Origin of the sequence: Trichocoleus sp. FACHB-591 (assembly GCF_014695845.1) — a bacterium.
Classification (GTDB): domain Bacteria; phylum Cyanobacteriota; class Cyanobacteriia; order FACHB-46; family FACHB-46; genus Trichocoleus.
The window spans coordinates 1-26,876 of the sequence record NZ_JACJPA010000105.1 but is presented as its reverse complement, the minus strand read 5'-3'; the positions used below and the strand labels follow the sequence as shown (position 1 = coordinate 26,876).

Annotated in this window: 21 protein-coding genes, 2 tRNA genes and 1 pseudogene; 12 read left to right on the top strand and 12 right to left on the bottom strand. The window is 48.2% G+C overall.

Features of this window, described 5'->3' with window-relative positions; translation table 11 throughout:
* The first annotated feature begins 30 nt into the window (after positions 1 to 30).
* Positions 31 to 1,863, top strand: a complete 1,833-nt coding sequence (locus tag H6F90_RS21645) for a hypothetical protein (protein WP_190554276.1) — start codon at positions 31 to 33, stop codon at positions 1,861 to 1,863.
* A gap of 329 nt (positions 1,864 to 2,192) precedes the next feature.
* Here H6F90_RS21645 and H6F90_RS21640 read toward each other — a convergent pair whose 3' ends face one another.
* Positions 2,193 to 3,905, bottom strand: a complete 1,713-nt coding sequence (locus tag H6F90_RS21640) for a ShlB/FhaC/HecB family hemolysin secretion/activation protein (RefSeq protein WP_199296093.1) — start codon at positions 3,903 to 3,905, stop codon at positions 2,193 to 2,195.
* Complete coding sequence (locus tag H6F90_RS21635) at positions 3,902 to 7,201, bottom strand: filamentous hemagglutinin N-terminal domain-containing protein (protein WP_190554274.1); 3,300 nt, start codon at positions 7,199 to 7,201, stop codon at positions 3,902 to 3,904. Before H6F90_RS21635 ends, H6F90_RS21640 begins: the two co-directional genes overlap by 4 nt.
* 176 nt (positions 7,202 to 7,377) lie before the next feature.
* On the opposite strand from H6F90_RS21635, the gene H6F90_RS21630 reads away from it, so the two are divergent.
* Positions 7,378 to 10,014: a CHAT domain-containing protein gene (locus tag H6F90_RS21630; protein WP_190554273.1), complete on the top strand. Its 2,637-nt coding sequence runs from the start codon at positions 7,378 to 7,380 to the stop codon at positions 10,012 to 10,014.
* A gap of 5 nt (positions 10,015 to 10,019) precedes the next feature.
* On the opposite strand, the gene H6F90_RS21625 is transcribed toward H6F90_RS21630, so the two are convergent.
* Positions 10,020 to 10,805, bottom strand: coding sequence for a DUF928 domain-containing protein (locus tag H6F90_RS21625; RefSeq protein ID WP_190554272.1), 786 nt, complete (start codon positions 10,803 to 10,805; stop codon positions 10,020 to 10,022).
* 262 nt (positions 10,806 to 11,067) lie between these two features.
* Here H6F90_RS21625 and H6F90_RS21620 point away from each other — a divergent pair.
* From H6F90_RS21620 to H6F90_RS21600, 5 genes and pseudogenes are all read left to right on the top strand, one after another.
* Positions 11,068 to 11,279 (top strand): annotated as a pseudogene (locus H6F90_RS21620) (ATP-binding protein); the annotation flags it as partial.
* A 284-nt stretch (positions 11,280 to 11,563) separates the two neighbouring features.
* A complete protein-coding gene (locus tag H6F90_RS21615; protein ID WP_190554271.1) occupies positions 11,564 to 11,788 on the top strand; it encodes a hypothetical protein in 225 nt (74 codons plus the stop codon).
* A 135-nt stretch (positions 11,789 to 11,923) separates the two neighbouring features.
* Entirely contained in the window at positions 11,924 to 12,259 is a 336-nt protein-coding gene (locus H6F90_RS21610) for a hypothetical protein (protein ID WP_190554270.1), read from the top strand.
* A 57-nt stretch (positions 12,260 to 12,316) separates the two neighbouring features.
* Positions 12,317 to 13,279 (top strand): CHAP domain-containing protein, encoded by a 963-nt coding sequence (locus H6F90_RS21605; protein WP_190554269.1) that lies wholly within the window; start codon positions 12,317 to 12,319, stop codon positions 13,277 to 13,279.
* Positions 13,280 to 13,401: 122 nt separating this feature from the next.
* Entirely contained in the window at positions 13,402 to 15,084 is a 1,683-nt protein-coding gene (locus H6F90_RS21600) for a GspE/PulE family protein (protein WP_190554268.1), read from the top strand.
* A 240-nt stretch (positions 15,085 to 15,324) separates the two neighbouring features.
* Here the strand turns inward: H6F90_RS21600 and H6F90_RS21595 are convergent, their stop codons facing one another.
* The 4 genes from H6F90_RS21595 to H6F90_RS21580 form a co-directional block, all read right to left on the bottom strand.
* A complete protein-coding gene (locus H6F90_RS21595) occupies positions 15,325 to 17,193 on the bottom strand; it encodes a CHASE2 domain-containing protein (protein ID WP_199296092.1) in 1,869 nt (622 codons plus the stop codon).
* Positions 17,194 to 17,248: 55 nt separating this feature from the next.
* Positions 17,249 to 17,917 carry a response regulator gene (locus H6F90_RS21590; protein ID WP_190554267.1) on the bottom strand — a complete coding sequence of 223 codons (669 nt, stop codon included), beginning with the start codon at positions 17,915 to 17,917 and terminating at the stop codon, positions 17,249 to 17,251.
* Positions 17,918 to 17,955: 38 nt separating this feature from the next.
* Positions 17,956 to 18,642 (bottom strand): hypothetical protein, encoded by a 687-nt coding sequence (locus tag H6F90_RS21585; protein WP_190554266.1) that lies wholly within the window; start codon positions 18,640 to 18,642, stop codon positions 17,956 to 17,958.
* Positions 18,643 to 19,113: 471 nt separating this feature from the next.
* The gene (locus tag H6F90_RS21580; RefSeq protein ID WP_190554265.1) at positions 19,114 to 20,757 is read right to left on the bottom strand and encodes a site-specific integrase; all 1,644 of its coding nucleotides are present in this window, start codon (positions 20,755 to 20,757) and stop codon (positions 19,114 to 19,116) included.
* A gap of 726 nt (positions 20,758 to 21,483) precedes the next feature.
* On the opposite strand from H6F90_RS21580, the gene H6F90_RS21575 reads away from it, so the two are divergent.
* On the top strand, positions 21,484 to 21,861 hold the full coding sequence (locus tag H6F90_RS21575) for a plasmid pRiA4b ORF-3 family protein (RefSeq protein ID WP_190554264.1): 378 nt from the start codon (positions 21,484 to 21,486) through the stop codon (positions 21,859 to 21,861).
* A gap of 546 nt (positions 21,862 to 22,407) precedes the next feature.
* On the opposite strand, the gene H6F90_RS21570 is transcribed toward H6F90_RS21575, so the two are convergent.
* The 5 genes from H6F90_RS21570 to H6F90_RS21550 form a co-directional block, all read right to left on the bottom strand.
* The gene (locus H6F90_RS21570) at positions 22,408 to 22,812 is read right to left on the bottom strand and encodes a transposase (protein ID WP_190554263.1); all 405 of its coding nucleotides are present in this window, start codon (positions 22,810 to 22,812) and stop codon (positions 22,408 to 22,410) included.
* Positions 22,813 to 22,830: 18 nt separating this feature from the next.
* On the bottom strand, positions 22,831 to 22,971 hold the full coding sequence (locus tag H6F90_RS21565; protein ID WP_190554262.1) for a hypothetical protein: 141 nt from the start codon (positions 22,969 to 22,971) through the stop codon (positions 22,831 to 22,833).
* A gap of 5 nt (positions 22,972 to 22,976) precedes the next feature.
* Positions 22,977 to 23,534 (bottom strand): transposase, encoded by a 558-nt coding sequence (locus tag H6F90_RS21560; protein ID WP_370588068.1) that lies wholly within the window; start codon positions 23,532 to 23,534, stop codon positions 22,977 to 22,979.
* Positions 23,492 to 24,201 (bottom strand): IS1 family transposase gene (locus tag H6F90_RS21555; protein WP_370588067.1). Its coding sequence is split into 2 segments (ribosomal slippage): positions 23,492 to 23,916 and positions 23,916 to 24,201, totalling 711 coding nucleotides; the frame shifts between segments, so codons are not numbered across the junction. The genes H6F90_RS21560 and H6F90_RS21555 overlap by 43 nt, the downstream gene beginning before the upstream one ends.
* A gap of 247 nt (positions 24,202 to 24,448) precedes the next feature.
* Positions 24,449 to 24,868: a hypothetical protein gene (locus H6F90_RS21550; RefSeq protein WP_190554261.1), complete on the bottom strand. Its 420-nt coding sequence runs from the start codon at positions 24,866 to 24,868 to the stop codon at positions 24,449 to 24,451.
* A gap of 390 nt (positions 24,869 to 25,258) precedes the next feature.
* Here H6F90_RS21550 and H6F90_RS21545 point away from each other — a divergent pair, with 390 nt between their 5' ends.
* The 4 genes from H6F90_RS21545 to H6F90_RS21530 all read left to right on the top strand — a co-directional run bounded on the left by H6F90_RS21545 (position 25,259) and on the right by H6F90_RS21530 (position 26,872).
* The gene (locus H6F90_RS21545) at positions 25,259 to 25,789 is read left to right on the top strand and encodes an HNH endonuclease (protein ID WP_190554260.1); all 531 of its coding nucleotides are present in this window, start codon (positions 25,259 to 25,261) and stop codon (positions 25,787 to 25,789) included.
* 35 nt (positions 25,790 to 25,824) lie between these two features.
* Entirely contained in the window at positions 25,825 to 26,235 is a 411-nt protein-coding gene (locus H6F90_RS21540) for an alr0857 family protein (protein ID WP_190554259.1), read from the top strand.
* Positions 26,236 to 26,637: 402 nt separating this feature from the next.
* Positions 26,638 to 26,713, top strand: a tRNA-Asp gene (locus H6F90_RS21535).
* Between the two features lie 85 nt (positions 26,714 to 26,798).
* Positions 26,799 to 26,872, top strand: a tRNA-Arg gene (locus H6F90_RS21530).
* The last annotated feature ends 4 nt before the right edge of the window (positions 26,873 to 26,876 follow it).

Here is a 26,876-nt window from a genome sequence, read left to right as displayed (position 1 = left end):
TCCCTCTATCATACATGCCTGCCTCAAGAAGTGGAATTACTTCATGGTGGTAGTTCTATTCCCTCTCTATATGCCTTTGGTCAAATAAAACTCTGCTTAATCTATCAAAAAGAAGGTGTAGCGTTGACGGTTAACTCCTCTAGAAAAACTAAACGAGCTGAGCCTTTGCCTTTAAGCCCACTGGGTAGACGACTGTGTGAAACTTTTCCCTACCTTTGGCAAGCAATTCTGGGCGTTAATGAACCAGACCCACAGTGGCAGACCATTACCAAGCATCCTATAAGGCCTCGGGTGTTGTGGCGATTGTGGCAGGATTCAGCCCAATTAATAGGGGTTAGATTTTCTGGCCAGACCCGCTATGGAATCATCGATATTGATTATGAAAGTCTCTATCACCCAACGCAAGACTCAGAGGCAGTCAAAGCGCTCAGGACTGCCCTTGAAACAATTGGACTCTACCGTAGCATTCTGGTTCGTTCTAGTTGGTCCGAAGGTTTGCACCTTTACATTCCGCTACCTGAAGAGGTTCCTACCTTTGGCTTAGCAAGTGCTCTAAAGCAATGCTTAGAAGCTCAAGGATTCATTGTTAAGCCAGGACAGTTGGAAATCTTCCCTAACTGCAAAGCCTATGCTTTACCCGGCACCTATACCGAATACAACGCTCATCGCCTCCCCCTCCAACCTGCATCTGGTTCTTGCTTACTAGACAATGACTACAACCCGATTAGCGATGACCTAGAGAGCTTTTTCCAACAATGGGACACCGCAGCAGCAGGTCAAGCTCTAGAAGAACTAAGGAGCGCGATCGCGACAGCTAGAGCAAATCGCAAAACTAAGCGGCACCGTAGCAATATTGTTGGGGACTGGCAGCAGGACCTTTTGGGCGATATACAGGAGGGCTGGACTGGGCATGGTCAGACTAATCATTTGCTCAAAACGATTGCTTGCTATGGCGTGGTGTTTGAAGGATTAACTGCCGAAGCCTTAGCAAAGCACGTTCACCAAACTGCTATCAGCTCTCCTGGTTATCAACAGTGGTGTAGGCACCAACATGAAATCACCTTGCGATCGCAGGTTTGGGCACGAGCCGCTGAGGGCTATTACTGGCCACTAGGCAGCTCTCCTAAGCGATTAGGCACCCTTCACAGTGATGGAAACAATAACGTAGTTCCATTCAACCTTGCTCGTTCCGAAGACGCACAGCAACGTATTAAAGCAGCATTTAAGCACTTAGAAGAACAGAAGCAGTTGCCGCCTAATGCAACGGCCAGAGCTAAGGCGATCGCTCAGCAAGGGGGAGTCAGTACGAAAACCCTCTATCGCTATCTAGAGCTATGGCATCCCTCACATCAATCCGACTATGAGAACGAAACGTGTAAAATACCTGACTCAGAAACAGTTTTGGCCAGTTTTGCTACTTCAGAAGCTAAAAGTACAGAGTTGTCAAAACCCGTTGAAGACAAGGAATTTTACACCTACAAAAAATTTATGAAGGGTTGGGCTTGTGAATCTGTCTTGGCTAACTTTTTATCTGTTTATCCTCATCATTCATCCCGCCGCGACCTGTTGACCGAAAGTGTCACAACTGTTGAGGGCACTGATGCTTCTCAAGAGCTAATGCCAGAGAGTTTGGACGATTTAACTGGCACAATAGGAAGTTTTCCACAAGAGCAGCTCGTTGATTTTGCAAGTGTGCTAGCAAGCATCGATGTGGAAGTTTTGCGATTAAGCTGGGATACCTTCCAATTCCAAAACTTTCTCGAGTCAACCTATGGCAAGTCCTCTCGTAGTCTATTGAGCGACTGTGAGTTGATGGATCTGTTTAGCCGTCTTAGGACAATATTGTCAGTCTCGAGCGGTTGATGGCAGGGTTCTAGACCTTTAAGTGACAAGAACCCTACCGTCAACTGGGAGCACATTATTTTGACCAGCAACGTTGGAAGCCACTGCCAAGCGCTTAGTCAAGCGGCTAGAAACGCTGGGCTATCAAGTCTCTGTGCAACTTCAAGATGCTTCAGCGGCAGCTTAACGGCGTGGGATTTTCAAATTAATATCGTATCCTGCCGCCGTCCCTAATCCTCATGGCATCCGGTAACTTCAGCAAGTACGACACTGGCAACCACTCTTTCGGGTTTGGATTTGATTGCTGTTGAGGTAGTATTTCCTGACCGCCGCGAGGGGGCCGGAACGCATTAAAAGGGCTGATAACGTAGGGAGAAGTAAAGACCATTGTCTTGTGCCGAGTTGCCCGAATTATCAACTGATATCAGCGGAATGCCATAGTCTACCCGCGCCTCCAAGCCGGGGCTAGGCAACCAACGTAAGCCGGCACCGATACTGGTGATCGCTTGAGGATCAGGATTAGCATCACGATTGTTCCAGGCATTGCCAAATTCGATGAAGGGGGTGAGCTGCAAAAGACTCGGATTTTTAGTCAGGGGAAAGCGCAGCTCTAAGGAACCGACCACGCCATTATCTGAGACCAATTGATTTTGCCGATAGCCACGTACTGTATCAATGCCACCCAGGCTAAAGCGCTCTAAAGACAGCAGTGAATCGGGAGTTAGTTGAGCCGCCACACTGCTGACTAACACGACTCTGGGCGACAACTGCTGCAACCACTGAAACTGCCCTTGCCACGCGAAAAAGCGCCCGTCAGTGACAAGACCGTTTACGGTGGCATCAAAGGCGTCAATGCCAAGGCTAAATTGTGATCGTGCTGCCAACACCCGTGTGGTAGTGCGATTGGTCCATTCTTGAGCAAAGCGAATCACTGACACTTTCGACTCACCGTTATCCGGACCCTCAGAGAACGAGAACGGAATATCATTCAAAATAAAGGTTTGACTGCGTCGCAAATCAAGTCCTAAACTAAGCGCAAATTCACTACTTGGCGATCGCTGTACGGGCTGGCGGACGCTGAGGGAGAGAGTATGGGTTTTGCTACGAATGCCTAAATCCTGAAAGGGTTCTTCAATAATTTCACTGCTGTTGTTGCCGTAGCTGATGCTGGCTGTGCCGTTGAGCGCATTGAAAGGCACTGTATAACTGAAATTGTGGAGGTCGAGTGCTTCACCTTTGCCGTAGTTGGCGGTGAGGCGGTCACCAAAGCCGAGTAAATTATCATTAGAGGCATAGACGCTATCAGCGATGGAACCAACACTGGGCGGTTGATCGTTCGCGGTTGCAAAACCGATATGCCATGGTGATACTTCTTGTAAGGTGACGTGCAAACGGTTGCGACCGGGTCCCGTACCGGCGGTGAGTTCGGCGTTGACCTGAGCAATCAGCGGATCAAGCTGCAACAGTTGTAGCGCTTCTTCGAGCCGTTGACGGTTCAGTGGTGCTTTAGTCGCCCGCTCTAAACGGCTCCGCACATAGCGCTCTCGTAAATGAGTTAAGCCGTCAATCTCAATTGGTTCTAGTGTGCCTTCCACCACTTGAATCTGTACAACGCCCTGATCCAATGGTTGATTCAGCAAGAATGCACCAGAAGTAATGTAACCTCTGCTGATGTAGAGTTGGGTAATACAAGCGCGTAGGTTCAGGAGGTCTTCAAACGTTACCTCTTTGCCTTCGTAGTGTTTCACGAGTGCAGCAATCTCGTGCTGCAAGACAGTTGGGTTGCCGACGATCTCGATTTTCTTAATTAAAAAGCTTTCACCACTGGTCACAGGTAGCTCAGATGGAGCAGGCGTAGGGGATGTTTCTAAATTGGGTGATGGTGTAAGATTGGGCGCAATGGGAGGCAGATTCGGAGATTGGGAAGGTCTCGAAATAGTTTGATCGATGGGTGGGGCCGATGGCACTGTAATGTCAACCTGTGGGGCCGATTGGGCAGCGACGATCGCCGACTTGCTCAGTAGAACGGTAAGACTGATAATAGTAACAACCGCTCTTTTCAAGGCGCGCACTCCCGACTCATGACCAACTGTCCACTAGCTAAGCGATAAATACCTTGCGGTTCAACGATCGGATCGCCTAGCTTCCATGATTGATTGGTTTGAGCTTCTGGGAGCGATCGCACTTCCCTGGTTGCAAAAGATGCTGGCGGTGGATCACCGGGACGCACGGGTAGACCACCGGAACCTGTAACGAGAAAGGTGTCGTTTTGCCCATGCTCGCGACCGCGAACGATGCAGCTATTGGCAATCAACGTGTTTGGGTCGATCAGATTTTGTGGCAGTTGGGTGAGGCTATTTTGGATAAAGGTCGTGTCGGGAATGGTGATGATGCCCGAAACTTTGCCGCTGGCGTTGACATCAACGCGATTGTTACCATCCAATGTGCGAGGATTAGTCCCAACAGGTGCAGGTCGATAGTTTTGCCCGAAGAAGGCAGGAGTATTAGGAGTATTGATATTACCGCCTTGTCCATCACGGGCAAAAGACAAAATATCACTGTCATTGAAGGCAAGGATGGATTTAGGAGCAGTAATGGTGATATTGCCTCCACCTCCTGTGCCCTGAAGAACATTAGTAGTGATGTCGCTATCACCAAAAAGACGGACAGATTTAGCAAAAATATTAATAGCACCACCTGTAGAGCGATCAGATGCGGTGACTATGCTACCGTTGTTAGCAATCAAGTTTCCGTTGGCACGAATAGTTATATCGCCGGCTCTACCGAATCCCAGGCTCTCCGAGGAGATTCGTGCACCGTTGGTTATGTTGAGGTTAGCCGTGCGAAGGTGCACGTTACCTCCATTTCCCTCAGAGTCAAAAGATGTACTAGCAAATAGCCCACTAACAGGTCCTTGGTTAGGAACAAAGACTTGATCAATTAATTCATTATCACTTCGATTTATATAAAGAGGCTGCCGATCTGCATAAGTAGGATCGCTACCAGAGAGAGTAATACTATCTGAGATGTTAAGCGTGATATTTCCTGCATTACCACCGCTTTGAGTTTGGGTGAGTACTTGCCCACCATTGATAGCTTCAAAAGTGTTTGCAGTGATGGTAATGCTACCTCCATCACTGTTATTAAGAGTTCGAGCGCTGACAATTGCTCCATCTTTTACGCGAAAGATAGGAGTTTCAACAAAAATAGTCCCTCCCGAACCGACTGCATCTACCTCAGTAGGTGTAAATAAGCCACTAGATTGACCATTTCCATCTTTTCCGAAGCTAGCTCCAGAAAGCGTTACTGAATCAGTAGCCCGAACTTCAATGCTCCCTTGGGTTCCTTGACCACGAGTACTGGCAATTGCAACAGCGCCATTAAACAAATCGAGTGATCCTGTTGTGATCTTAATGCTACCGCCTTGTCCGGAGGCTGGATCTTTTAATGTACTAAATACACCGCTGGATTGTCTATCTTGAGGTCTTTTACCATTACCTATTCCATCGAAAACAATATTTTGGGCAGAGAGTTGGATGTTTCCTGCATTCCCTCCTTGCCCTGCACTACTGGTGCTTATGACTGCACCATTCTTTACAAAGAGAGATTTTGCTGTGCTAATGCTGATATTTCCCCCCTGCCCTGCGCCGTCCTTTAATATCCGGCTATATGCACCACTAGAAAGGAAGGTGGGACCTTTTTCAGCAACGCGAAACTCAGGACTTTCGCCAATGAAAGAGACTGTATTGGAGGCGTTGATGACTATACTGCCTGCACCTTCCTTTCCAAAAGAGCTAGTAGTTAGGACTGCACCATTGCTTACAGAGAGCTTACCTGTTGTGATGCTAATACTACCTGCTTTACCCACACCCACTGTGCCATCATCGTTCTGATCCACACGGCTAAAGGCACCACTAGAGAATTTATCTGATAGCTTATTACTGCCTACTCCGGTTTGGGATATCCCGTCAAAGGAAACTGCATCACGAGCGGTAATCGTTATAGTTCCAGCATTTCCTTTACCAGAAGTACTAGTTTCCAAGTGACCACCGTTGGTTACAGAAAGCGAGCCTGCTGTAATGTTGACACTGCCTCCATTACCAACAGCATCTTCTCGAACTCGGCTGAAAATACCACTAGATGGAGTAGGACGTCCTGCTCCATCTCGCGATAAAGCAGTACCTGCCCCATCAATGGAAACCGTATCACGAGCTGTGATAGTTACAGTCCCAGCATTCCCTCTGCCAAAAGTACTGGTTTCTATTTGACCACCATTAGTTACAGAAATTGATCCAGTCGTGATAGTAATGTCGCCTGAATTGCCGCCTGTATTGTTGGTGATATCAGCCAGAGTTGCATTGTAAAGCCCGGACGTGGGTCCCGTCGTAAGCCTGTCACCAGAAATGTTGACTTGATTAGCATTGATAGTAATGTTACCTCCATTTTCATTGCCTTCCTGCGCAACTCCTGCAACTAGGCGTCCACCATTAGTTGCAGTGAAGGTATTTGCATTAACTATAATGTCTCCTCCTCCAACACTTCGCACGTTCACACGTGCATTGTCGTCTAAAGTCACATTTGAGAGTAGACTTCCTGACGGAAAGCTAAGACTGAAGGTTTTACCGGAAATCGTTAGTCCTACACTGCCCGATCCTGCCAGTCCGCCTAGTTCTATTCGACCACCCGGAGCATCTAACCCCGTAGTGGTGTTTGAGTTCACATTGCCACTTACTATTACATCGCCACCTACTAATACTAGGCTCCGTCCATTAGGAACCCGAAATTGGTTTGAAGTTGACTGATTGGTGATAGAGGCAGGAGAAACTTGGTTGAATAGCAAAGCGGAGGGACTGACCGCTAGTAGAGAGTTCTGAGGAGCAACTAGCGATGTCTTGGAAAACTCACCACCACCAGGGAACAGGATTGCGTTTGCTGTTGTACCTACAAATGAGCCTCCAATGTTTAAATGGGCATTTTGTCCAAAGACAATACCATTGGGATTCATTAGAAAGAGGTTGGTACTGCCCTGAGATTGAATCCGTCCTTGAATATCTGAGAGGCTACCGCCTGTGACACGCGCAAAAATGTTGGTAATGGTAAGTGGGTTGAGAAAATTAGCAGTTCCACCATTTGGAACATTAAAAATGCTGAAACTATGGAACAGACTCGTCCCGCCAACCGTTGTGCCATCTTGAATGGTAAAGGTCGTGCCATTAGCAGTAACTGTGGTGTCAAGGGAAGGGTCAGCAGTAACTTGAGCGAGGGTACGACCACATATTCCTCCCATCACCCCAACTAAAGCCAACGAACTTGTCAGCCCCGAAAGCCATTTCCAAATCAGCCAGTTTTTAGTAAGCATAGCTTGATACCTTCGAAAGTGAGAGAAGAGGGCTAAGATTTCCAAGATAGAACCGATCAAGTTCAGTCAAAGGTACTCGAATCAAAGAATATTGTGAAGGGCTATGGTGATAAGGATTGCAACAGATAAGCTGTCTTGAATAAAGGAAAACATCACCCCAAGCTGGAGCCTGAGGAATGCGAATCCGTCACCCTATCCGCCCTCTCCTCGCAATTCTGTACCTGAGTAGCTTCCTCCTCTGCTTAGGACTGAATCAAGTCTCGACTGCGCAAACACCCACCATCACCCAACTCGTACAGCAGGGTGTCGATCGCTACCAGAAAGGCGACTACAAAACTGCTGTTGCTCGCTGGAGGACAGCCTTAGAGGTTTACCCGAACGATCCGGCAAACGTTGTCATTATTCAGGAGAACTTAGCACGGGCACAGCAACAACTGGGCAAAAGTGATGCCGCGATCGAGCAATGGGAGCAAGTCACTGCTTACTACCGCCAGACCAAAGATCTGAAGTCATTAGGACATAGCCTCACTGAACAAGCACAGATTTACAGTAGATTAGGACAATCCCGCAAGTCGATCGCTCTTCTGTGTGGGCAGGAAGTGCATCATCGGTTGCCAAAGATCGAGCAATTAGCCTGTTTGCCTGACAGTGCCCTTCAAATTGCTCGTGCTGTCAATGACAAAAAGGGTGAAGCTGCCGCCTTGGGCAGTTTGGGCGATGCCCAGCGGTTGCTTGGTGATTACGAATCTGCAACTACGCTACTAAAAACCAGCTTGGAGTTAGCTTCAGATCTGCCTGCCTATCGCATTGCAGCCCAACATAGTTTAGGCATTGCCTACAGCAGCCTTGCTCAGGTTAACTATCGTCGCGCCGAATCTGCTAACCAGCGGGGAGATAGTCAAGAAGAAGATCGATTCATGATAATCGGCAAGAAGCATGACGAAAACGCCTTGCAGTCTTTTAGGCAGGGTTTAGAACTAGCTCGAAGCCAGAAGGATATAGCAGGCGAGTTGCGATCGCTGATCAGCGCCATTCCCGCTTACTACCGTACCGATAAAACGTCAACAGCAATGGAAGCCCACCAGAAGGCAAAGGAAGTCCTGGCAGAAGTTCCTGACAGTCAACAGCGCGTCTATGCAGCCATTGATTTAGCGCGATTGCTGAAACCTGTCGCGACCAAGGAACCATCATCGCGTAGCGATTGTTTGAAATCAGCTTTGCTGCCTCAGGCGGAAACGCTACTTAAACAGGCAGTTGACACTGCCCAAAAATTAGAAGACCAACGTGCCGCATCGTTTGCGCTGGGAGAACAGGGACATCTGCAAGAGTGCCGTGGTAACGTTCCGCAAGCACTCCAACTAACAAATCAGGCACGTCTTGCCGCCGATCACTCTAAGGCAAGCGATAGTCTGTATCTCTGGGAGTGGCAGACCGGGCGCATTCTGCGCAAGCAAGGACGAAATGAGGCAGCAATCGCCGCCTACCAGCGTGCGGTTACGACCTTAGAAGCCATCCGCAGCGATATTCTGTCAGCCAATCGCGACCTGCAATTTGACTTCCGCGACACGATCGAGCCCATCTACCGTCAACTCGTTGCGCTCAGACTAGAGCAGGAACAGCCCATTCAAATCAAAGCCATCCCAACTAAAGCTGAAGAGTTCAAAAGCGAGGAAAATTTCAAGGGGATTGTGGGGGCGATTGACTCACTTAGACTGGCAGAACTGCAAAATTACTTCGGCAATGATTGCGTCATTACGGTAGCGAATCCGACCAGCCAAAATCAAGCTGTTGATCCAACTGCCGCTATCATCAACACGTTCATCCTGGACAACCAAACGGCCGTTATTTTAAGCCTGCCTAATGGTCAGAAAAAGTATTTCCTTCATAAGATTACGCGTCAAGAGCTGACCAATCAGATCAATGCCTTTCGTCAAGGGTTACAACGCTTTAGAGATCCAGTATATAAACCCCAAGATGCTCAAGAGGTGTACCGTTGGCTGATTGAGCCCTTTGTTAACGACTTGAAGCAAATTAAGACGTTGGTATTTGTGCAAGATGGTATTTTACGCAGTGTCCCAATGGCAGCTTTGCACGATGGCAAGCAATTTCTGATTCAGCAGTACGCGGTTGCTACCACGCCCAGCCGTAGTGCAATTGATGTCAAACCATTTAACCGCAGCGGACTGCGAGTGCTGGCACTGGGCTTAACGGAAGCCCCGCTTGTCGATAAGAAACGGCTTCCGGCGTTACAAAAAGTTGGTCCTGAACTCAGGGGAGTAATAGGAAAAATTCCTGGCAGTAAACTCTTGAAGGATCCACAATTTAATCGCGATGCAATGGAGAAAGAACTCAGCCAAACAGTTTACCCAATTATTCATCTAGCAACGCACGGTAAGTTTGGCACCGATCCAGACGATACCTATATTGTGACTGGCGAAATTGTTGCTGGCGAAAACCGGAAGCTAACGCTGACTGAACTCGATCGCCTGATTCGCGAAAAAACACGTAATCGCGAACCGCTAGAGCTGCTGACATTGACTGCTTGCGAAACCGCAGTCGGAGACGACCGATCAACACTAGGACTGGCTGGCGTAGCGATTCAAGCAGGAGCAAGAAGTGCGTTGGCATCCCTATGGTCAATTAATGATCCAGCAACCGCCCAGCTTGCCCCCGATTTCTATGCCAAACTGCTGGATACCAAACTCAGCAAGGCTCAGGCACTTCAATTCGCCCAGAAAGCACTGATTGGTGATGCCAATTTTTTTCATCCCGCCTATTGGTCGCCGTTTGTGCTGGTTGGCAACTGGCAATAGCAAGCTCACTGTTGCTCAGCGTTGAGCACTTGCTGGAGCCGATCGTGCTGCTGCTTAACTTTATCAGGCGTCCCTGTTGCTTCTACATTGATTAGATTCTCTAGTAACGAAATCGTAACCGACTTCGTTTTAGTGTCTTTCAATGCTTCAGCGATTGCATCGTACCAGAAGCCAAATTTGGCAAACAAGTTGGCTCGCTGCGAGTTATCAGATGTTTTTGCCAGAGACGATTCTAATGCGGCTGGCATTGCGACAACTTCAACGTCTGTCCGCAATACCTGATCTTTATCAGGGGAATCCGGGTTGCACAGGAGCGCTACTTGCCAGAGATACGTTTGCCCAACTTTTAAGCCAGCTTCACTGTTTGGCAAGGAGTATTGCATGATGCCTTTTTTACTCTTGAATTGAGTTTGGTACAGCAAGACGGGCTTGCCACTGCTGGTACGGCTGTAGAGGGTAAATTCGATCGAATACGACTGGTTATCTGGAACATACCAGGCGAAGGTTGGATGCGTTGCTGTTGTTTGCCCTATATGACTCAGAGGGGCAAGGGCAGTCAGCGTTCCTTTCGTTCCTGCCTCACAAGAACCCTCGCCTCTAACTGTCGTTGCGATCGTTGAACCAGAAGGCCTGGAAGATCTAGGCGGTTTGTAGCCAGCTAGGACCATAGGGACGATCGCAAAAGACGAGAGGAGTACAACACCAACAAAAACCGTTGCACGCTGGAAGGTAGCTGTTGAGCTGAGAGCAGTCCAGAACCGATGCGATTTGAAGCGTGGGTGCTGAGTCATATCAGTTGGTTGAGGAATACAAGTTTTTATCACAATACTGAAGTGCAAGCGACTAAGCCAGATTATTTGCGGTCAAAGGTGATGTTGATTTCTGCAATCAACATCATCAATAACGGCACTTTTCACTCCCAGACAACCTAGCAGTTGCTACCAGCAATAACAAATTTTGCGTCTCTTTGGGTCAGCTCAGGCAAGATGAGACCTTTTGTGTGAATCATGAAGAGGTAGCAAGTTCAAAGTTGAAGATCGCCGCAATCAGTTCAAGAAGACAGAAGCGGAAACATCAGTGTTGTCTCAACTCATGGCTCACCGCTATGAACGCAAGAGTCTGCTGATCACGGCCAATCAACCTTTCGGCCAGTGGGATAGCATCTTCTCCGATTCGATGATGACGGTGGCTACCATTGATCGCCTAGTGCATCCGCGACAATTATTAAACTGCAAGCGGAGGTTTTCGTAAGCAGGCAGCCTTAGCCCGTTTCAAATCTTCTTGATAGCTCATACACAATTGTCATCTCTCTCGTGGCGATCTACTCCTGTTTTTTGATCTCGGCTCCCTCTAGTTCAGCAGACATTGCATACAAAAAGGGCCTACGTAATTGAAATTTGGTAGAAACCATTAGCCGTCAGTGCTCGCTGCCCTTAAGCATGAGCCAGCCTTGTACCCTGGCATCTTTCGGTAAAGTAGGTCACGCGATTGTGCCCTTGCCTTGTCAAAAGACAGCCAGCAGCGTGGCAGAAACGGTACGTGAGTCTGTATGAGCGTTTCTCTACTGTGTAAGTCAACTACCTTAACGCAGGGGGCGACCATAAAGAACGGTTTTAACTACACCGCTCCTACAGCTTTAAGTAATCCATCTGATCTCACCAATGCAACAACTCTAACCTCAAGTGCAAGGCAAGTGAGTGGCTTACTACGCTCTGCTCACAACGTCATCCACACCCGTAGGTTGATTTCGTTGGTGCTACTGCCGTTGGTGTGATTTCAACTACTCAATCGAGTTCAATATACCCCTTTACCACCCGAGACGCCTTCACTGTGACGCTTTGAGGCATTCACGAGTGACGGTTCTGTGCGGATTAAAACCCAGCTAGCCAACCGTTTTTCTGGTTGTTCTATGAAACCACCCAAACTTTATCGTCTGGTACCGCTGACCGTTGTCAGTGTTCTCGTTTACCACAACGTTCTTGCCCTTCCGGCAGGGGCGGGGGGATTCGACCCTCCCGAATCGGCTGCAACAGAATCTGTTAGCTGCTTAACCGAGCCAGTAGCTAATTCTGACAGTAATCCGCCAAATCCAGAAGCTCAACGCAAATGCAAACAGAAGCCGCGCACTTTTGATTGGCGGTACTGGAACCAGCCTGTTTCACAGAACAAAAACCTTTGCCGTGAGGATATCGATGGCAACACAGTTTGCCTGACATCGATATCAGCTGCAAGGCTTCGCTGGTAAAGCTTTCCTTTCCGGAATTTCTAAGTTTTTGAGTTCATTAATTGAGGACTTTTGACAATGGCAACGCAATCTAAGCTTCTCTCCAAATTTGCTGCATCCATTGGTACTCTCGTATTTTTAGGATTGATTGGTGCATCTGCAACAAAAGCCCAAGCAGCCGAAACCTTTTCAGTCGATTCTGATAATGGTGGGATGGCGTTAAACACCAACAATCAATTCCGCAAAATTGATGGACAGCCCCGGATGTCAAGTTGGCAGCGCAACGACAGCGACCCGGATCAACAGTTCGATCGCCTACCTGGAAATCGTGGCGGTATCCTCCTCAAGCATCGCTCTACGGGTAATTGCTTGAACGCCCACTATCTATCAAATGGTGCCGAATTAAATGTTTGGGGCTGCAATGCCGATGACCCCGACCAAAACTTCAATGTGATTGATCTTGGCGGTGGCTATAACCGAATTCAACGCACAGGTACTAACCTCTGTGTAGATTCTCCGGATCGCGCCAATTTTGGCAAAGTTCACTTGTGGCAATGCCTCGATCCATCCATCCCCAACCAGCGGTGGAAAAGCAGTGCTATTGTCACACCATCGACCACTGTTAACTGGAGTTCACCTGCTTATCGCGAAAATAATCCCTTCTGGAAAACCTTTGCACCTCCGTCAGTTGGTGGGACACTCGACTCCCAAGGCAACTGTACTTGGTATGCCAATGGGCGACTGCGAGAACTTGGGTATGGCGCAAATGATCTCACTCGGCTCACTGGCAATGCGAGCTACTGGATTACCCAGGCTCATAATGCCAGCATTCCAACAGGTAAAACGGCTCAGGTCGGGGCGATCGCGCAATGGGTTGGCTTGAATCACGTAGCTGTGGTGGAGAAAGTTAATACTGATGGCACGATCTTGATCTCTGAATCCAGCTACAACTATCCCCCTCAATTTCCCAACGGTTACTTGTACTCAACACGCACTATCCAGGCGAACTCGGTAGATAACTACATCTACGTCCGTCGCTAAATTTTACATAGTTCCTGTGAAAACCCGTAGGGATAGCGATCGCACTCAGAGATGGATATGCGAGTGCGATCGCATCCTTTCTTCAAGCCAGTCTTTAATCGACAAATGGTCGTTTCATACTCATGACTATTTCTCTACAACAGCAGTTGAAGTGCCGTACAGTTACCCTCGAAGTAGCGCTTCAAACTATAGTTCACGAAACAAATTTAGCGCTGTCATTATTGGATGAGCAGTTATGCATGAGTTTCTTTCGCCAACTGCGCGATCGTGTGACTTCGCTCCCAGTCATTCCACTGCTGCTCTGGCAAAACTGCTATTACTTGGGTAGTCCAGTACCAGTCTCTCCAGAAGCTGTGAATCAACTCTGCTACCGCTTGAACACAGACGTCACGATTATTCCAATTTCAGCTCAGAGCTATCGCGAGTGGTTCCGGCAGCAAAACCTAATCAACAATCAGCTCGATGCCTCTGAAATCATCAATCCGTTGACGGGTGAAACCGAGATAGAAGACGTTTCAGAAGCAACTGAGTTCAGCTTATCTCGTACTGGCAATCAAATTGAACGGATCAAAACCATTATTACCTCTGCCCTGCGAAATCGTGCCAGTGATATTCACCTGGAACCGACTGAATCAGGTTTGCAAGTGCGCTATCGCATTGATGGCATTCTCCGGCATATCACCACGCTTCCGTCCGACTATAGCCGCAAGGTCATCGTGGCGCTCAAAGTGATGTGTGACATGGACATTGCTGATAGCCGCCGCCCTCAAGATGGACGAATTAGCGAGAAGTATACAAATACCCAACAGCAAGACCAAGGCTTAGATTTGCGAGTTAGCACATTGCCTTGTGTCAGCGGCACCAAAGGAGAAGCAGGAGAAAAAGCCGTTCTTCGACTCCTGCGACAGCAAAACTCGTTTCAGACCATTAATGATTTGGGCTTTTCCGACAGCACCCGTCCTCTCTACCAAAGCTGGTTAGAGCAACCTCAAGGAATGATTATTCTGACAGGACCAACTGGTTCAGGCAAGACCAGTACGCTGTATACGAGTCTGAGAGCGATTGCCCAAGAAGCGGTCAACATTATCACTATTGAAGACCCAGTTGAATATATCTTGCCTGGAATTACTCAAACCCAAGTGAACGAGGCGGCTGGCATGACGTTTGCAGCGGGTCTACGAGCCATTCTACGACAAGACCCAGATATCGTCATGATTGGTGAAATTCGCGATCATGAAACAGCAGAAACGGCTGTACGAACTGCTTTAACTGGACATCTAGTTTTAACAACACTACATACCAACGATGCTATTGGAGCAATCCCTCGGCTTAAAGATATTGGTCCTGATCCTGGACTGATTAGTGATGCTCTCTTGGGTGTTGTTGCTCAACGGCTCGTTCGTCGAATTTGCCCTCACTGTGTGGAATCTTATAGTCCAACAGAAAAAGAGGTTACATTTCTCGGGCTAACCATAGAGGAAACTAAGATTCATGGTTGGAAAAAGGGCCGTGGATGTTGTCACTGCTTTGGTTCAGGCTACCTGGGTCGGGAAGCAATCGTTGAGGTGCTCAATGTAGACGACACCATCAGACAAATTATTTATGAAGGCTCGGCGATCGAACTGCAACAATACTTGTATGAGAGCGATTTCGCTTCCTTCCGCGTCGCGGCGATCGAAAAAATCACTCAGGGTATTACAACTGTTGATGAGGTGAAACGAGTCTTGCCTTTCAGCGCACTTTGTCATAAAACTAGCCGAAGTTCACTTAGGAAAGAGCGTCTCAGACTGGCCTCTGTTTCTTGAACTGTAAGACGCTTGGGTGCTAAATTGAAATATGCCCGCTCGGTTCATGCCGAGCAAAGTTCAACAATCCTTGAGGTCTTTAAGCAAACCTTAGCGACAACCTATTCTGCTCAAATACTAGACAGCGATGGCAAAACCGGAGTTTGAACGGATTCGCCACTTCGCGCAAGACGAGAGCCGGTTTGGACCGACTATCCCACGGCAAGCTCGTGATGAGCCGCGAACTGAGCAGTAAAAATATCACCGTGACCAAAACCAGGCTTTTTTCACCGTCCAACGTAACTCACATAGTGTGCCACCCGTCGATCGCTCTTCTCGCAAAAATTTTCCCCGCAACTGCTTCGCCAAGCGTTTTGCCTGTTGCGTTCCCATTCCTTCCGGTGGTGCTGGATTAGATCCACTACCGTTGTCCATCACCTGAAGCAAATTACATCCTTGAGAGTAACTACACCGCACCTCTAAGCGCGTAGCATTCACCGCATGCTTGCCCACATTGCATAGCGCCTCTTCTAAAAAACGACACAGCGACCGCTTTTTCTCCACGCTCAGATAACGTTCGTCTAACGCTTCAAACGTGACTAACTGCACTTTGAGCGCCTTGAAGCAGGGCAAGTCCCGCTCCATCACACTGCTGTATACCTCCTGCAGCACCTTATCCAATGGCTCCTGCAAGTTTAACTCACACTCGTAGCTCAAATGAAAATGATGACTCTGCTCTAGGGCTTCCTGACATACTGAATCATAGACCGAGCGCAGTTCACGATCCAACTGCTGTAACTCAACGAGGATTTGTGACGACGACAGCTCTTGCGATTGCATCTGGCGCATCAAACTCGCCAGCGTTTGCAGCGGACCATTGTGAATCGCGTTGAACGTGTGATCGATCACACGTTGACGGTCTTGCAGCCGCGATCGCAGATCCTGCTCATACCGATAGAAAACAGTCAGCCCCGCCCCATTCAGCAGCAGCACCAGCAGTGCCGGAACCATTGGAATCCACCAGCCAAGCAGCAACAAACCGTAGCTGATGCTGATTAAGGTGATGCAGGCGATTGCTAACCCCAGCATCAGCCCAAACGGGGCGCGGATAACCCGCCCCAAGCAAATTCCTACAACGCCCCAGCCTACAATCCAGATATATTCCCAACCATCTGCCCAGGCATTGAACAATGGACGCTGATCCAGCACGGCACTGACGATTTGACTGACCGCATGCGCCTGCGCTTCCACACCATAGATCTGGGCTGGATTATCGCGATCGATCGCGCTTACATTGACTACATCTTTGACGCTAGACGCGGTAATGCCAATCAACACAATTCGATTGCGAATCCAGGCTGGATCAACCTTGCCACTCCGCACATCCTGAAGCGACACGATCCGAAACGGCTTGGGTCCACTGCGAAAATTCAGCATCACCTGATTACCACCCGCATCCGTGCTGATGTAACCTCCAAAATTCGGCTGAAAGCGGGTGAGTTCCACCCCACCAAACCGCATCGCTCCAGGATCGCGAATGCCATTCTCAAGGGCAACATGCTGTGTGGCTAAGTAAGTTTCTGCCAACCGTAACGTCAGCGAAAAGTGCCAGTTATTCCGTAAGTCAGACGTGCCAAGTAAACTACGCCTCAGCGACCTATCTGCATCTAGCAAAGCATCGACAAACCCGATCTGCTCGGACGGCAGCGTTGGCGGTGGCTTAATTGGCGGGTATAATACTTTTTCGACTGCAATCACGCGCGGGTTTTGGAACGCTTCTACCAGCGCGGTATGACCAGGTGGGACAGGCAGATCTCGAACGATATCTAATCCTATTACCGCTGCTTGATTCGCTTGCAGCTCCTTGAGTAGGGCGGCAAGAATGTCATCAGAAATGGGATAAGTGCGAGCGCGTTGAATATCCGTTTCATTGATGCCAACAATGAGGATACGCTCATCTACAGGTTCAGCCGGACGTAGCCGCAAGCCTTGATCGAACGCCTTCCATTCCAGCCATTGCAGCATTCCGGTCAAGCGAGCGGCTGTCACGATTCCAATAATGATGGTTCCTGGTAATGCAACGTGCCACCAAGCAGCAAGCCCATCTCTGATTGTTTTCCAAGCGCTCACTATGACTCCTAGCCAAGCTCATTGTAGAAAAGCCAAATTCTAAGCTGTGAAACTCCTAATCAATCAGCCCTAATTGCCGCGCTCGAATCTCTGTTTGGATGCGAATATTCTTTCCCTCGTCGGGGTACACTTCCAGCGCGTCCTGAATTTTTGTCCAGTAATGCCGCACAGTCCGCTCTGCCACGCTCATGCGTTTAGCGATCTCTTTGTCCTGCAAACCTTCATGAAAGGCCAGCTTCAGCACGTCCAACCATTCGTGTTTCAATTCCAGCCGCGTTCGCATGTCCTTAGGTGTGTAGTTGACCCCGTTCAGTGCCCAATCTGCCAACTTCAGCATCTCTAGTAACGATAGTCCCTTATGTGCAATTGTGAAGCCACCCTCATGTTCACTGATGGCGGGTTTGAGGCGTACTAGCGATTGTGTACGGGCACTTTGCACCACAATATTGAGCGTTGGATATTCCCTCATCAAGGTCTTGAGCCGTTGAATGCCTGTGTCCGTTTGGGCAGGCGCTCCCGTCACATCGGGTATTGAGAGATCCATCACTAAGAGGTCAGGTTGACCCTTCTTAATCCAATCATGAGCCGCTTGAGCCGTCTGAGCCGTTTGAATCTCAACCTCTGGATACTGGCACTTCAGTCCGGCCACTGTGCCATTTAACACAGATTCGTGATCATCAACGACCAGAAATTTCATGACTGCTTTGGATACTGCTTGACTCATGATGATTTCTCTTAAAGTTTATAAACGTGAACTGAACATTAAAGTGAGCGCCAGCGGTAACACCAAGTAACTGTTGAGCCGCTTTTTTGACAGTAACAGTTGCCGTTAGCTAGCACCTGAAAAGCTTGCTGAAGCTTGGTTAACTCTGAGATGGCAACACCGGAGGGTAAGTCAAAACGGTTCGGTGCTGTCAGTTGAATCAGCATCTCACCTGAGTGAGCTTTCTGACTTAAACAAATACGAAGCCTTCCCTCGGCTCGTAGATGAGCAGCGGTGATTTGCAACCATGCAGTTAAGGTCGCTAAGACCATTCGACGTTGCTCCAGCGGTTCTGCTACCCAGTCGGTCGACAAAGCCATCTCTAGCGGCAAGGTGGGGTGGGCTTTCTGCCATTCTTTCAAGACAAATTGCACAGCAAGAGGTAGACTATCATCGAGATATGATGGTGCTAACCGATGCGTCACTGCTTCCAGTGAGTGCTGAATTGTTTCAAGTTGTGTTAACCAGTGCTGCACTTCCTTGGGATGAGCTTGCTTTTCCATGAGCGCTAACTCTAAACCACGTCTCATGGCAAATAGCTTCTGCAACAAATCCTCCCGAATGCACTCCGCTTCGCCACTCATTTGTGCAGTCTGCCGCTGATACCACCAGTACAGCGATCGACGCAGTCCAACATAGGATGCCAAAAGCCAGAGCAGAACTAAGAGAAAGAGTGCTAGAGCCACGATTATTGAGCTGCTGTATCGATGAATTAGAAATGCTTTGCAGCATTTACTTGGTGCTTAATGCTTTGACTACTGTGTCACTACATTCAATGAAGAACTAAACGAGGCATTATTTCTTCTTAAGTCAAGTTAATCCTACAAAGCAACCAGGATTGTTGCACTTTTCGGCAATGAAGCTGATAGCTCTTCAGCTTTAACTATCAGTAGGTTCTGTCGCAAAAGCTATTGAAGAACAAATGATCGATTGGAAGCAGGCTCAATCAAGCAACAAGTTTGCAGATTTGAGACATTTTACCGACAGTCTGTCACCCTCAAACTTGTATTCCTTCGTAAACTGTTGATCATCCGAGTGCCCAGAACTGACAGTTTTTAAGGCTTGTCGTGATACTAAAAAACGCGAATCGTTGTCCTACCCAAGGTAAACTCTTTGTCAGAGATCAACCAAGATTTGTAGATTTAGTACCTTCAGACTCAAATTTTATATTGCTCTCTTTGGGCTTTTACACGTTTCGCTCGTTCTGCAACAGCATTAAAAGCTTCGTCTGCCCGCTGCGTCTTGTCTCTACTTCTTACCATGGCATAGGTACGACGAGCTTCTTCAACTGAGTGTCCCATCAGTTCTGCATACAGATCCTGTTCCTCAGGCGTACCATACGTGTAGAGCCAAGTATCAAAAATTCTCCTAAAATCATGAGGGCTAGGGCGTTTCGCATTTTCTTTACCATACAAAATTGCAGTTGCTCTGAACATTACACGAGGAACTGCCTTTGTTAAGTGCTGCGCATCGGGTATGGGCATCCCACTGCGCTCAGGATAATTCCTGCTACGCAAGAAGAAGAGGTAATCATGGTTCAGTTGGGCTTTGGAGCGCCATTTCTTTATATACTCATCCATATCCCTCGTAAGCTGTTCCTTAGCTGGACCAGCAAATAATGGGTACTCTCTACCTTTTCCCGTTTTAGCACCTGTCTTATGCCCCTCAGAAGTAAGCGTCACCCACCATCCATCCGGTTCGCGCCTAAGGTTTTTATTGATTTGAAGCTCTCTGATTTCTCTTTGGCGGACAGGAGTGTAGGTCAGAATACCGATAATTAAATAATTTTGCCAGGATGTCAGCACTGCTTGGAGAGTACGTTGCTTATGATCAGACCACTTCTCGCTACAACAACGCCTTAAATACTCAACAACTTCTTGACACTGTTCTAAATCCAATAACTTTTTAGAGAAAGCCTCCGGAGAGGTTGTCCGTCTATCTGTCTTTATACGTGGAGCAAGTTCGTTCTGGATTGCTCGAATGTCCAATACTGCATCACAATCAACAAATTTTGCTCTTTTTGAGTTTTTGCCAAAGTGCCACTTAGCAATACACATAGCAGTCCGGCAAATAGATGAAGCATGATGAAAGCCATTTCCCCTTGCTGTAAACTGCCAAGCAAGATACTCCTGCAATGTTTCTTTCTCAGCAAGTAACGTGATATCTAGATCATCTAAGTTCGTTTCTTGTACATTTTTGAGCCACCCGAGAAAACTGAGAATGTATTCTTTGTAGTTCTGCCAAGTTGTGTTCCGTACAGGGGGATCTCCCTTACGAGCAGGCATATACTCAGACGTGAGATACATATGGAGCGCTTGGAGCTGTTTATCTAGTTTTGGTGTAAGCTCATGTTCTTTGAGGCTGTAGGGAACAGAACCATAATTGCGATTTCCCTTACATAAATCGTCTAAATTCACGTTAGCCCTTAGATTGGGGGCACGTTTCGGTATGTCTTGAAACCTCACAAACTCAAAGTACCAAGATTGAGCTTCCATCCAGCTCAAGAAACGATTGAGACTACTACGGTTGTTTTCAAGCGTGCGCTCATTTTTGCCACTTTCTAAAGCAGTCTTAGCTGTAATCTCAAAGTACTGCTGAGCGTTATTTACGAAATCATTGATTAAGATTTTGGATGGATAGTCCTTCAAGTTGGTTCTAGAATGACCGCGAAATCTAAAGAAATGCAAAACGTACTTCTTGAGCGTGGTCTTTAAATTGCTAATTGTTTTTTCAGAAGTGTATTTAGCATACAAATCAATAATGCTAGCAAGGCTTGGAATTGCGTTTTCTTGTATTTTCATAGTAGTCAGCTAAAGTATGATTTTACCCTTTTAATAGGATACCACGACCGCAGTGATCGCCTTTCTATACATGTTATTAAATACGAACACTATCTCCGTAACGTTACTTTCACAGGAGGTCCAAGCTGTAAACTCATTACAAAAATCCTAAAAGTTTTAGGAATTTAGGATTTTTTCAAGGTGGTTATACGAAGAATTTTAGTTAGAGTAAGCAAAGTATGGAAAATACAAGAAATACTAAATTGAGAACTTAAAAGGTGAAAAACTTTCAATATAATTGAAATTGCTGTTTTAATCGGATAAAGACTCGGAACAACAACTGCTGATGAATAACGTGATAGGAAACGAGTTCTTACGAAAAATAGCTTTAGTCACCTCGATTAATTCGTTTGTGACGGGTTAGAATCTCACATGAGACAAAAGCGCGTTTGCTCAAGACACCGTTTCCCTTCACTTTAATTGAGCAGCATGACCCGTGTCAGGGAAGTGAGAAATCGCTCCAAGTCGTTTTCCTTAATCCGCAGTCTGAGTTTTCAGGTAGTACAATCTTGTAAAGGACGAAGAAAAAAGTGTTGAGGATAATAGGGATAGTCTGAGCTGTGGAAGGGGTGTTCTCATGAAACCCTACTTGTTATGTCCCACCTGTGGGTCTGATGATATCGTCAAAAATAGAAAGTGAGATAAAAGTTGGGGAAAGCTTGAAAACACGTGCAGTAGCATTGAGGGATGCTTAAACCTAGTGTTCCTCCTACCTACCAAATTCACGTCTCTCTCATTGGCATCAGCCCGATGATTTGGCGACGGCTCTTGGTGAGTGGGGACAGCACGATCGCAGACTTTCATAACATTTTGCAAATGATGATGGGATGGAGCAACGAGCACCTCAATCGGTTGACCATCCACGGCAAACACTACGGTGTCTATCACGCTGGCGGCATCCTTTTTAATGACGACCCTTCTCAAGTTTGCCTAGCAGATTTGCAACTGCGAGAACGAGAGAAATTCTTCTATGAGTATGACTTCACAGATGACACTGGTCAGTCTGAGGATTACAGACTTGATGATCAAGACGTTTTGCAACGAAATCGTGCCACCGAGAAGTAGGCACAGTTTTAGCAACGGTTGCTGTTGGTGAATGTACTACAGGTGTCTCACGCCGGGGCCAGCACTGCAAACTTTGCCACCTCAGACGCTCTGAGATATTTAGATTTTTTGCCAGAAAGAAATGGGCTACAGCTTCTCGCCTGCTAGTAGAGATTTTTAGATCTTGCCGTGCCACCCACAGCGGTCTGGGCTATCCAGCAATCTAGCAGTGCCTCACCTTCAGTGCTGATCCTCGTGCGCTCGGCCTGGAGAGTGGCGAGTTCTTGTTACAGGTCTTGAAGCTTGGTCATGTTTGATTCATGTGCAATTTCTATGATTCTACCGATTTTGCACATGAATCAAAAGGGAAACTACCCTAAGCGTTGAAGCCTGTGCTGAACAAGGAGTCGCACGAGGATCAGGCTTTGGTGCGCTATCTAATCAAGTTGGGTTAGGTCAGGCGATCGTAGTGTTTTGATCACGCCTTTTCACACCCTTTCATGCCCTCGGCTCATCTAGAAAGGTAATCTCCACAATCTAGTCATGAGGTTTGATACGCTTTCCGCTTCACAAACTCCTACTATTTTCAGCCTCCCTCCACCAGTGAAAGTGAGTATGTTGATGAATCAGCTGAGGCAAGTTAGACAAGGTGAGGCATCGTTGTGCCAGCACAGCTTCTAAGGTATCCAAGTTCTCGAAATGTCGATTGACAATGGGTTCATCACTCAACTGCCATAAGCGCTCCGCAGGTTGTAGTTCTGGCGAGTAGAGGGGCAAGAATTCCAAATGAATTCCTTCTGGCACTAGCACCTTGGGAGAGCGATGCCAACCCGCTCCATCGAGCACCAGCAAAATCTGTCGATGCGGTCCCGCTCCCACCGCTTGGGCAAAGGCAGTCAGTGCCGCATTGAACCAAGCCACATTCACACTAGGTAAGAGGAACCATTCCGTCTGCCCACTTTGAGGATGCACGAAAGCATACAGATACAGCTATTGGTAGCGATGCTGGACGAGCGCAATCGGGCGCTGCCCTCGCTTAGCCCAGACACGGCGCTGAATTGGTTTGAGCCCTAAGCGATGCTCATCCATCGCCCAAGCCTCAATCACCGTTTGGGGATAGGCTTGCTGCAACTGGCTCAGACGAGGGGAGAAGTTTCTTTAAAGGCCGCTTGGGCATCGGGGTCTGCTTGGATATGCTGAGGTCGCGGGCTTTGCAAACTCCGCTCTAGACGTTGCAGATAGTCCCAGCCTCGTTGCACCCTGACTTCGCTGCGTCCTGTGCTTTGAGCTATCCAATCGGCTACCTTACGACTGCTCCAGAGGCCCCCATCGCTGGGTGGGGCTTGCAGGGCTTGCTCTAGTTCTTGCTGCTGTGCTTGATTGAGCAGGGCCCGGCGAGGACGCTGATGCCCTCGACGACGATTGCTGAGGCTGGTGGTGCCTTCTCGGTTATAGCGATGCACAATGGCTCGAGCATAGTCGTAGTTGAGACCTACAGTGGCCGCAGCATCCTTGACGTACCAGTGCTGGGAGACTAACCACAACAGATGCCAACGACGCAATTCTACGTGGTCTGTCGCACTGCGATAGTGCTGCTGTAGTTCCTCTGAACTCAGATGGTCAACTAGTTCTAATATTCTTCCCGGTAGTACTAGAGAGGTAATGATGCGTTGTAGTGGTGAATAAAATTCCACAGCAAGCCGATGTGATTACGTAGACTCTTCGAGAAGGCTAAGCTGCGTCTGACAAAGCGTGACACCCGCTGTCTGAGGGTATTGTTAAACCGCTCAATGTAACTCGTTTTGCCGCTCGACTTACTGACGACCCGGTGCCGTTTACGGGGTAGCACCTGCTGGTAGGCCTCCCAATCGTCGGTATAGATGACCGCACACTGTCGATAGACTGTGGGCAAGACATCCCAGAGGCGTTGTGCACTTTGGGCAGAGCGGTCACCGACATGAGCCCCGATGATCTCACGGGTATCGGCATCAAGCGCTAACCAAACCCATTGTTTGTTGCCCTTGTGGTCGACAAACGACCAGAGTTCATCACATTGCACCGTCAACCGCCCCTTTTTTTGGGCCGAACCGTAGCTTGAGTTGGCGTTTGGGCGGCTTTGCAGGTGACATAGTCTTGCAACCATTGCTCGGAAACCTGAACCACTCGGGCAATTCCAGCCATCGAGAGGCGTTCCAGCAAGAGCCGGTCGATCAGTTCCCGTGTTGGGGTGTCGATGGTCTTGTTGGTCGGGTTTTCAACAAACTGACGACCACAGGTGCGGCACAGGTAACGTTGCTTGCCGGTGTGAATATGGCCATTCTTGACGGTTCGCTCAGAGGTGCAATCCGGGCAGAGAGGCATAAGCATCGTTGCGTAGCTTCATCATCACCCTAACAAATTCATCATTACCTCTAGAGTTCTACCTTCTTCCCATCTCCCTATCTTAATAGCGGGTGCTGTTAGGCGGAAAGGGTATGAGAGGTAGCACAATTACCGAACAGTATTCCTGCTTGATTGATTGTTCCAGTTACATCCCACTGATTGCACAGACCGATTGCTTCTCACTTCAAATCTTCATAGTAGGCAGCAGATTGCCACCAAACTTTAGCTATAACTTTGTCGATTCTTCTCGTCTAATTTCAACGCTTAGAGGAAGCAGTTCCCCAGTGGTTGTTAGCCCCAACCACATGGATTGCTGCGGTTGGATTAGTTGACCTGTGATCGCGCACTGTTCTTCCTGCTGGGTGATCGCCTGGAAAGTGGCTCGAATATCTGACCTGGACAAAAGTGGAGCCTGAGAGGGCGTTGGCGAAGCCTCTCCCAAGGAGAATCGCCCGAACTCAAGGGAAGGCGATCGCGATTCAGCAGGTACTGTTCGTTGTTCCACAAACTGCCAAAGCACTTCCCGAATGAGTGTCTGATACCCTTGCTCACCGGAAAGCTCTCGTAGTCGTTCCTTCAGTTCAGCTTCTAGTCGGATACTCGTCACTTGCATTTCCGAAGTCGAACTTGGTTTGCGTGTATCCATACCGAACTACCTAATTTCAAAAAGTGGACAAGATAATACTACAAATGTAGTATTATCTTGTCCACTTTTGTAATACAAGTAATCCAGCCTTCTATGAGTTACAGCCTTCTCGCCACCTTATCCAGTGCCCTTTTTCTTCCCCATCGAGGTTGGAGCAGAGCAGCGGTGCTGTTTGGGTGCAAGGGGACATATCGATTTAGCGGCGGTAAATCCGCCAACGAAGGCATTGATGGGATAGTCGCCGGACCACTCAATCCGGATCAACTTACTAGCAGCGGGAGGTGCAGGTTTAACCTGACACCGACATAGGGAAACAGCGCATCAGCTTCCTTTACTTACCCCCGCTCCTGGCTATCAGAAGTGGGGGTTGTTTGTTGAGGAGTGAGTTTTATGCCAGTCACAGAGCAGAGTCAGAAGATTCCAATACTCCAGAACCAGGTCGTAGTCTTCTCCAAGAACTACCTCCCCTTGGCACGCATCAACATCAAGCGAGCCATCGTGCTTCTAGTTACGGGACAGGCAGAATCACTAGAGTTCAGCAGTATCCAGACCTGGGAAGTGCATTCTCCCAGTGTTGTACTACGAGTGCCTGAGCACATCCGCTTGACGAGTGGCAATCCGGAGCGGCAGTGGAAGGTTCCACCTGTGAATCGCCGGGAAGTTTTCCGTCGCGATCACCATGCTTGCCAATACTGCGGCAGTACCAAGCGTCTCACCCTGGACCATGTCATTCCTCGTTCCAAAGGTGGCACTCACACCTGGGATAACGTAGTGGCTGCGTGCGAGAAGTGCAATTCAGCTAAGGGCGATCGCCTTTTGCACGAGACCGGAATGGTACTCAGAAGTAAGCCTAAAGCACCGATTCACCCTGCGATCGCATTTGCAGAACAGTTCTGGAAAGAGCAACCCACTGACACCTGACCTGAAGACAAAAATGAGGCCTTAGGAGAAGACCGATGTTGAAGTTAAACTACACCGAAGGCGGACTGTACATGGAGCGGGTGATGACCTCTCCAGAACTAGCGATCGCCCAGCGGGTTGTTCTCGCTATGCGCTTAGAGCAATCCCTCCAAGTCGAGCCTGGTCATGCCTCCTTGCTCTTACCTGCTGATGTTCCTGCACTGGAGCAGTTGGAGCTGTCACTACGGCAAGAGTGCCGTGGAAGAGTGAATGTCATTCCAGTCGATGACGAGTTTGTAGAAGTCAGTCTGAGTGGAAGCTGGATTGCTGAGAGTAAGGAAGCTCACGAAGGAATGTTCCTCACCGTGCTGAGCGATTCTCTTTCAGAGACACTTCGTGAACGCGTTGAACTCCTCCTCTACAAGCTGTGGCAAATGAGTGAAGCACACATCTCTTCCCTAGCCTAGCAACTACAACCAAATCAGAGAGGGCAGTCTAGTCATCGTTGCCACCATTACCCTCTCGCTTCTCAAAAAAAGTTGTACTATCCCCTTGACACTATGTAGTACATTGTATTACAACTGTAGTATGAGATGAGACACAAAGGAGCGAATCCAATGGCTGCTCACTCCCTTCAAAAAACAGGTCTTCTCTCGAAGCTTTCAGAACACTGGAAAATTCATTTCCCACGTACTTCTGCATCTCTTCGAGACGAGCAATTCAATCAGGGAAGTCAATCTAACCATTCAAGTAAACAAACTCAAGCACTCCGTCATCTGCGGGAAATCTACCATCTAGAACGGCGTTGCTTCCTCTAACTCCTGCTGTAATCAGCAATCCTGCACCTTGACAACTGAATCGCCACCTTTGGGAATGTAGCTTAGTCCGGCTCAAAGCAGTCGCCTGTCCAGCGAAAGATCGTCGGTTCAAATCCGTCCATTCCCGCCTTGTAGCATCGTGGACGACTAGAGAAGTCGCTCTGGTTCTCAGTCAGAGAGAAGCGGGTGCAACTCCCGTCGATGCTTCCAATGAGGATGTAGCTCAGCCGGATAGAGCGCCTGTCTTCGAAACAGGAAGCCACAGGTTCAATTCCTGTCATCCTCGCTCT

What these genes read in the sequence shown, in the direction of transcription:
- H6F90_RS21625 (WP_190554272.1), bottom strand. Translation starts at nt 10,805, where the DNA reads ATGACTCAGCACCCACGCTTCAAATCGCATCGGTTCTGGACTGCTCTC.
- H6F90_RS21540 (WP_190554259.1), top strand. Translation starts at nt 25,825, where the DNA reads ATGTTGAAGTTAAACTACACCGAAGGCGGACTGTACATGGAGCGGGTG.
- H6F90_RS21550 (WP_190554261.1), bottom strand. Translation starts at nt 24,868, where the DNA reads ATGGATACACGCAAACCAAGTTCGACTTCGGAAATGCAAGTGACGAGT.
- H6F90_RS21575 (WP_190554264.1), top strand. Translation starts at nt 21,484, where the DNA reads ATGCTTAAACCTAGTGTTCCTCCTACCTACCAAATTCACGTCTCTCTC.
- H6F90_RS21605 (WP_190554269.1), top strand. Translation starts at nt 12,317, where the DNA reads ATGGCAACGCAATCTAAGCTTCTCTCCAAATTTGCTGCATCCATTGGT.
- H6F90_RS21610 (WP_190554270.1), top strand. Translation starts at nt 11,924, where the DNA reads ATGAAACCACCCAAACTTTATCGTCTGGTACCGCTGACCGTTGTCAGT.
- H6F90_RS21635 (WP_190554274.1), bottom strand. Translation starts at nt 7,201, where the DNA reads ATGCTTACTAAAAACTGGCTGATTTGGAAATGGCTTTCGGGGCTGACA.
- H6F90_RS21590 (WP_190554267.1), bottom strand. Translation starts at nt 17,917, where the DNA reads ATGAGTCAAGCAGTATCCAAAGCAGTCATGAAATTTCTGGTCGTTGAT.
- H6F90_RS21615 (WP_190554271.1), top strand. Translation starts at nt 11,564, where the DNA reads ATGAGCGTTTCTCTACTGTGTAAGTCAACTACCTTAACGCAGGGGGCG.
- H6F90_RS21600 (WP_190554268.1), top strand. Translation starts at nt 13,402, where the DNA reads ATGACTATTTCTCTACAACAGCAGTTGAAGTGCCGTACAGTTACCCTC.
- H6F90_RS21630 (WP_190554273.1), top strand. Translation starts at nt 7,378, where the DNA reads ATGCGAATCCGTCACCCTATCCGCCCTCTCCTCGCAATTCTGTACCTG.
- H6F90_RS21545 (WP_190554260.1), top strand. Translation starts at nt 25,259, where the DNA reads ATGCCAGTCACAGAGCAGAGTCAGAAGATTCCAATACTCCAGAACCAG.
- H6F90_RS21580 (WP_190554265.1), bottom strand. Translation starts at nt 20,757, where the DNA reads ATGAAAATACAAGAAAACGCAATTCCAAGCCTTGCTAGCATTATTGAT.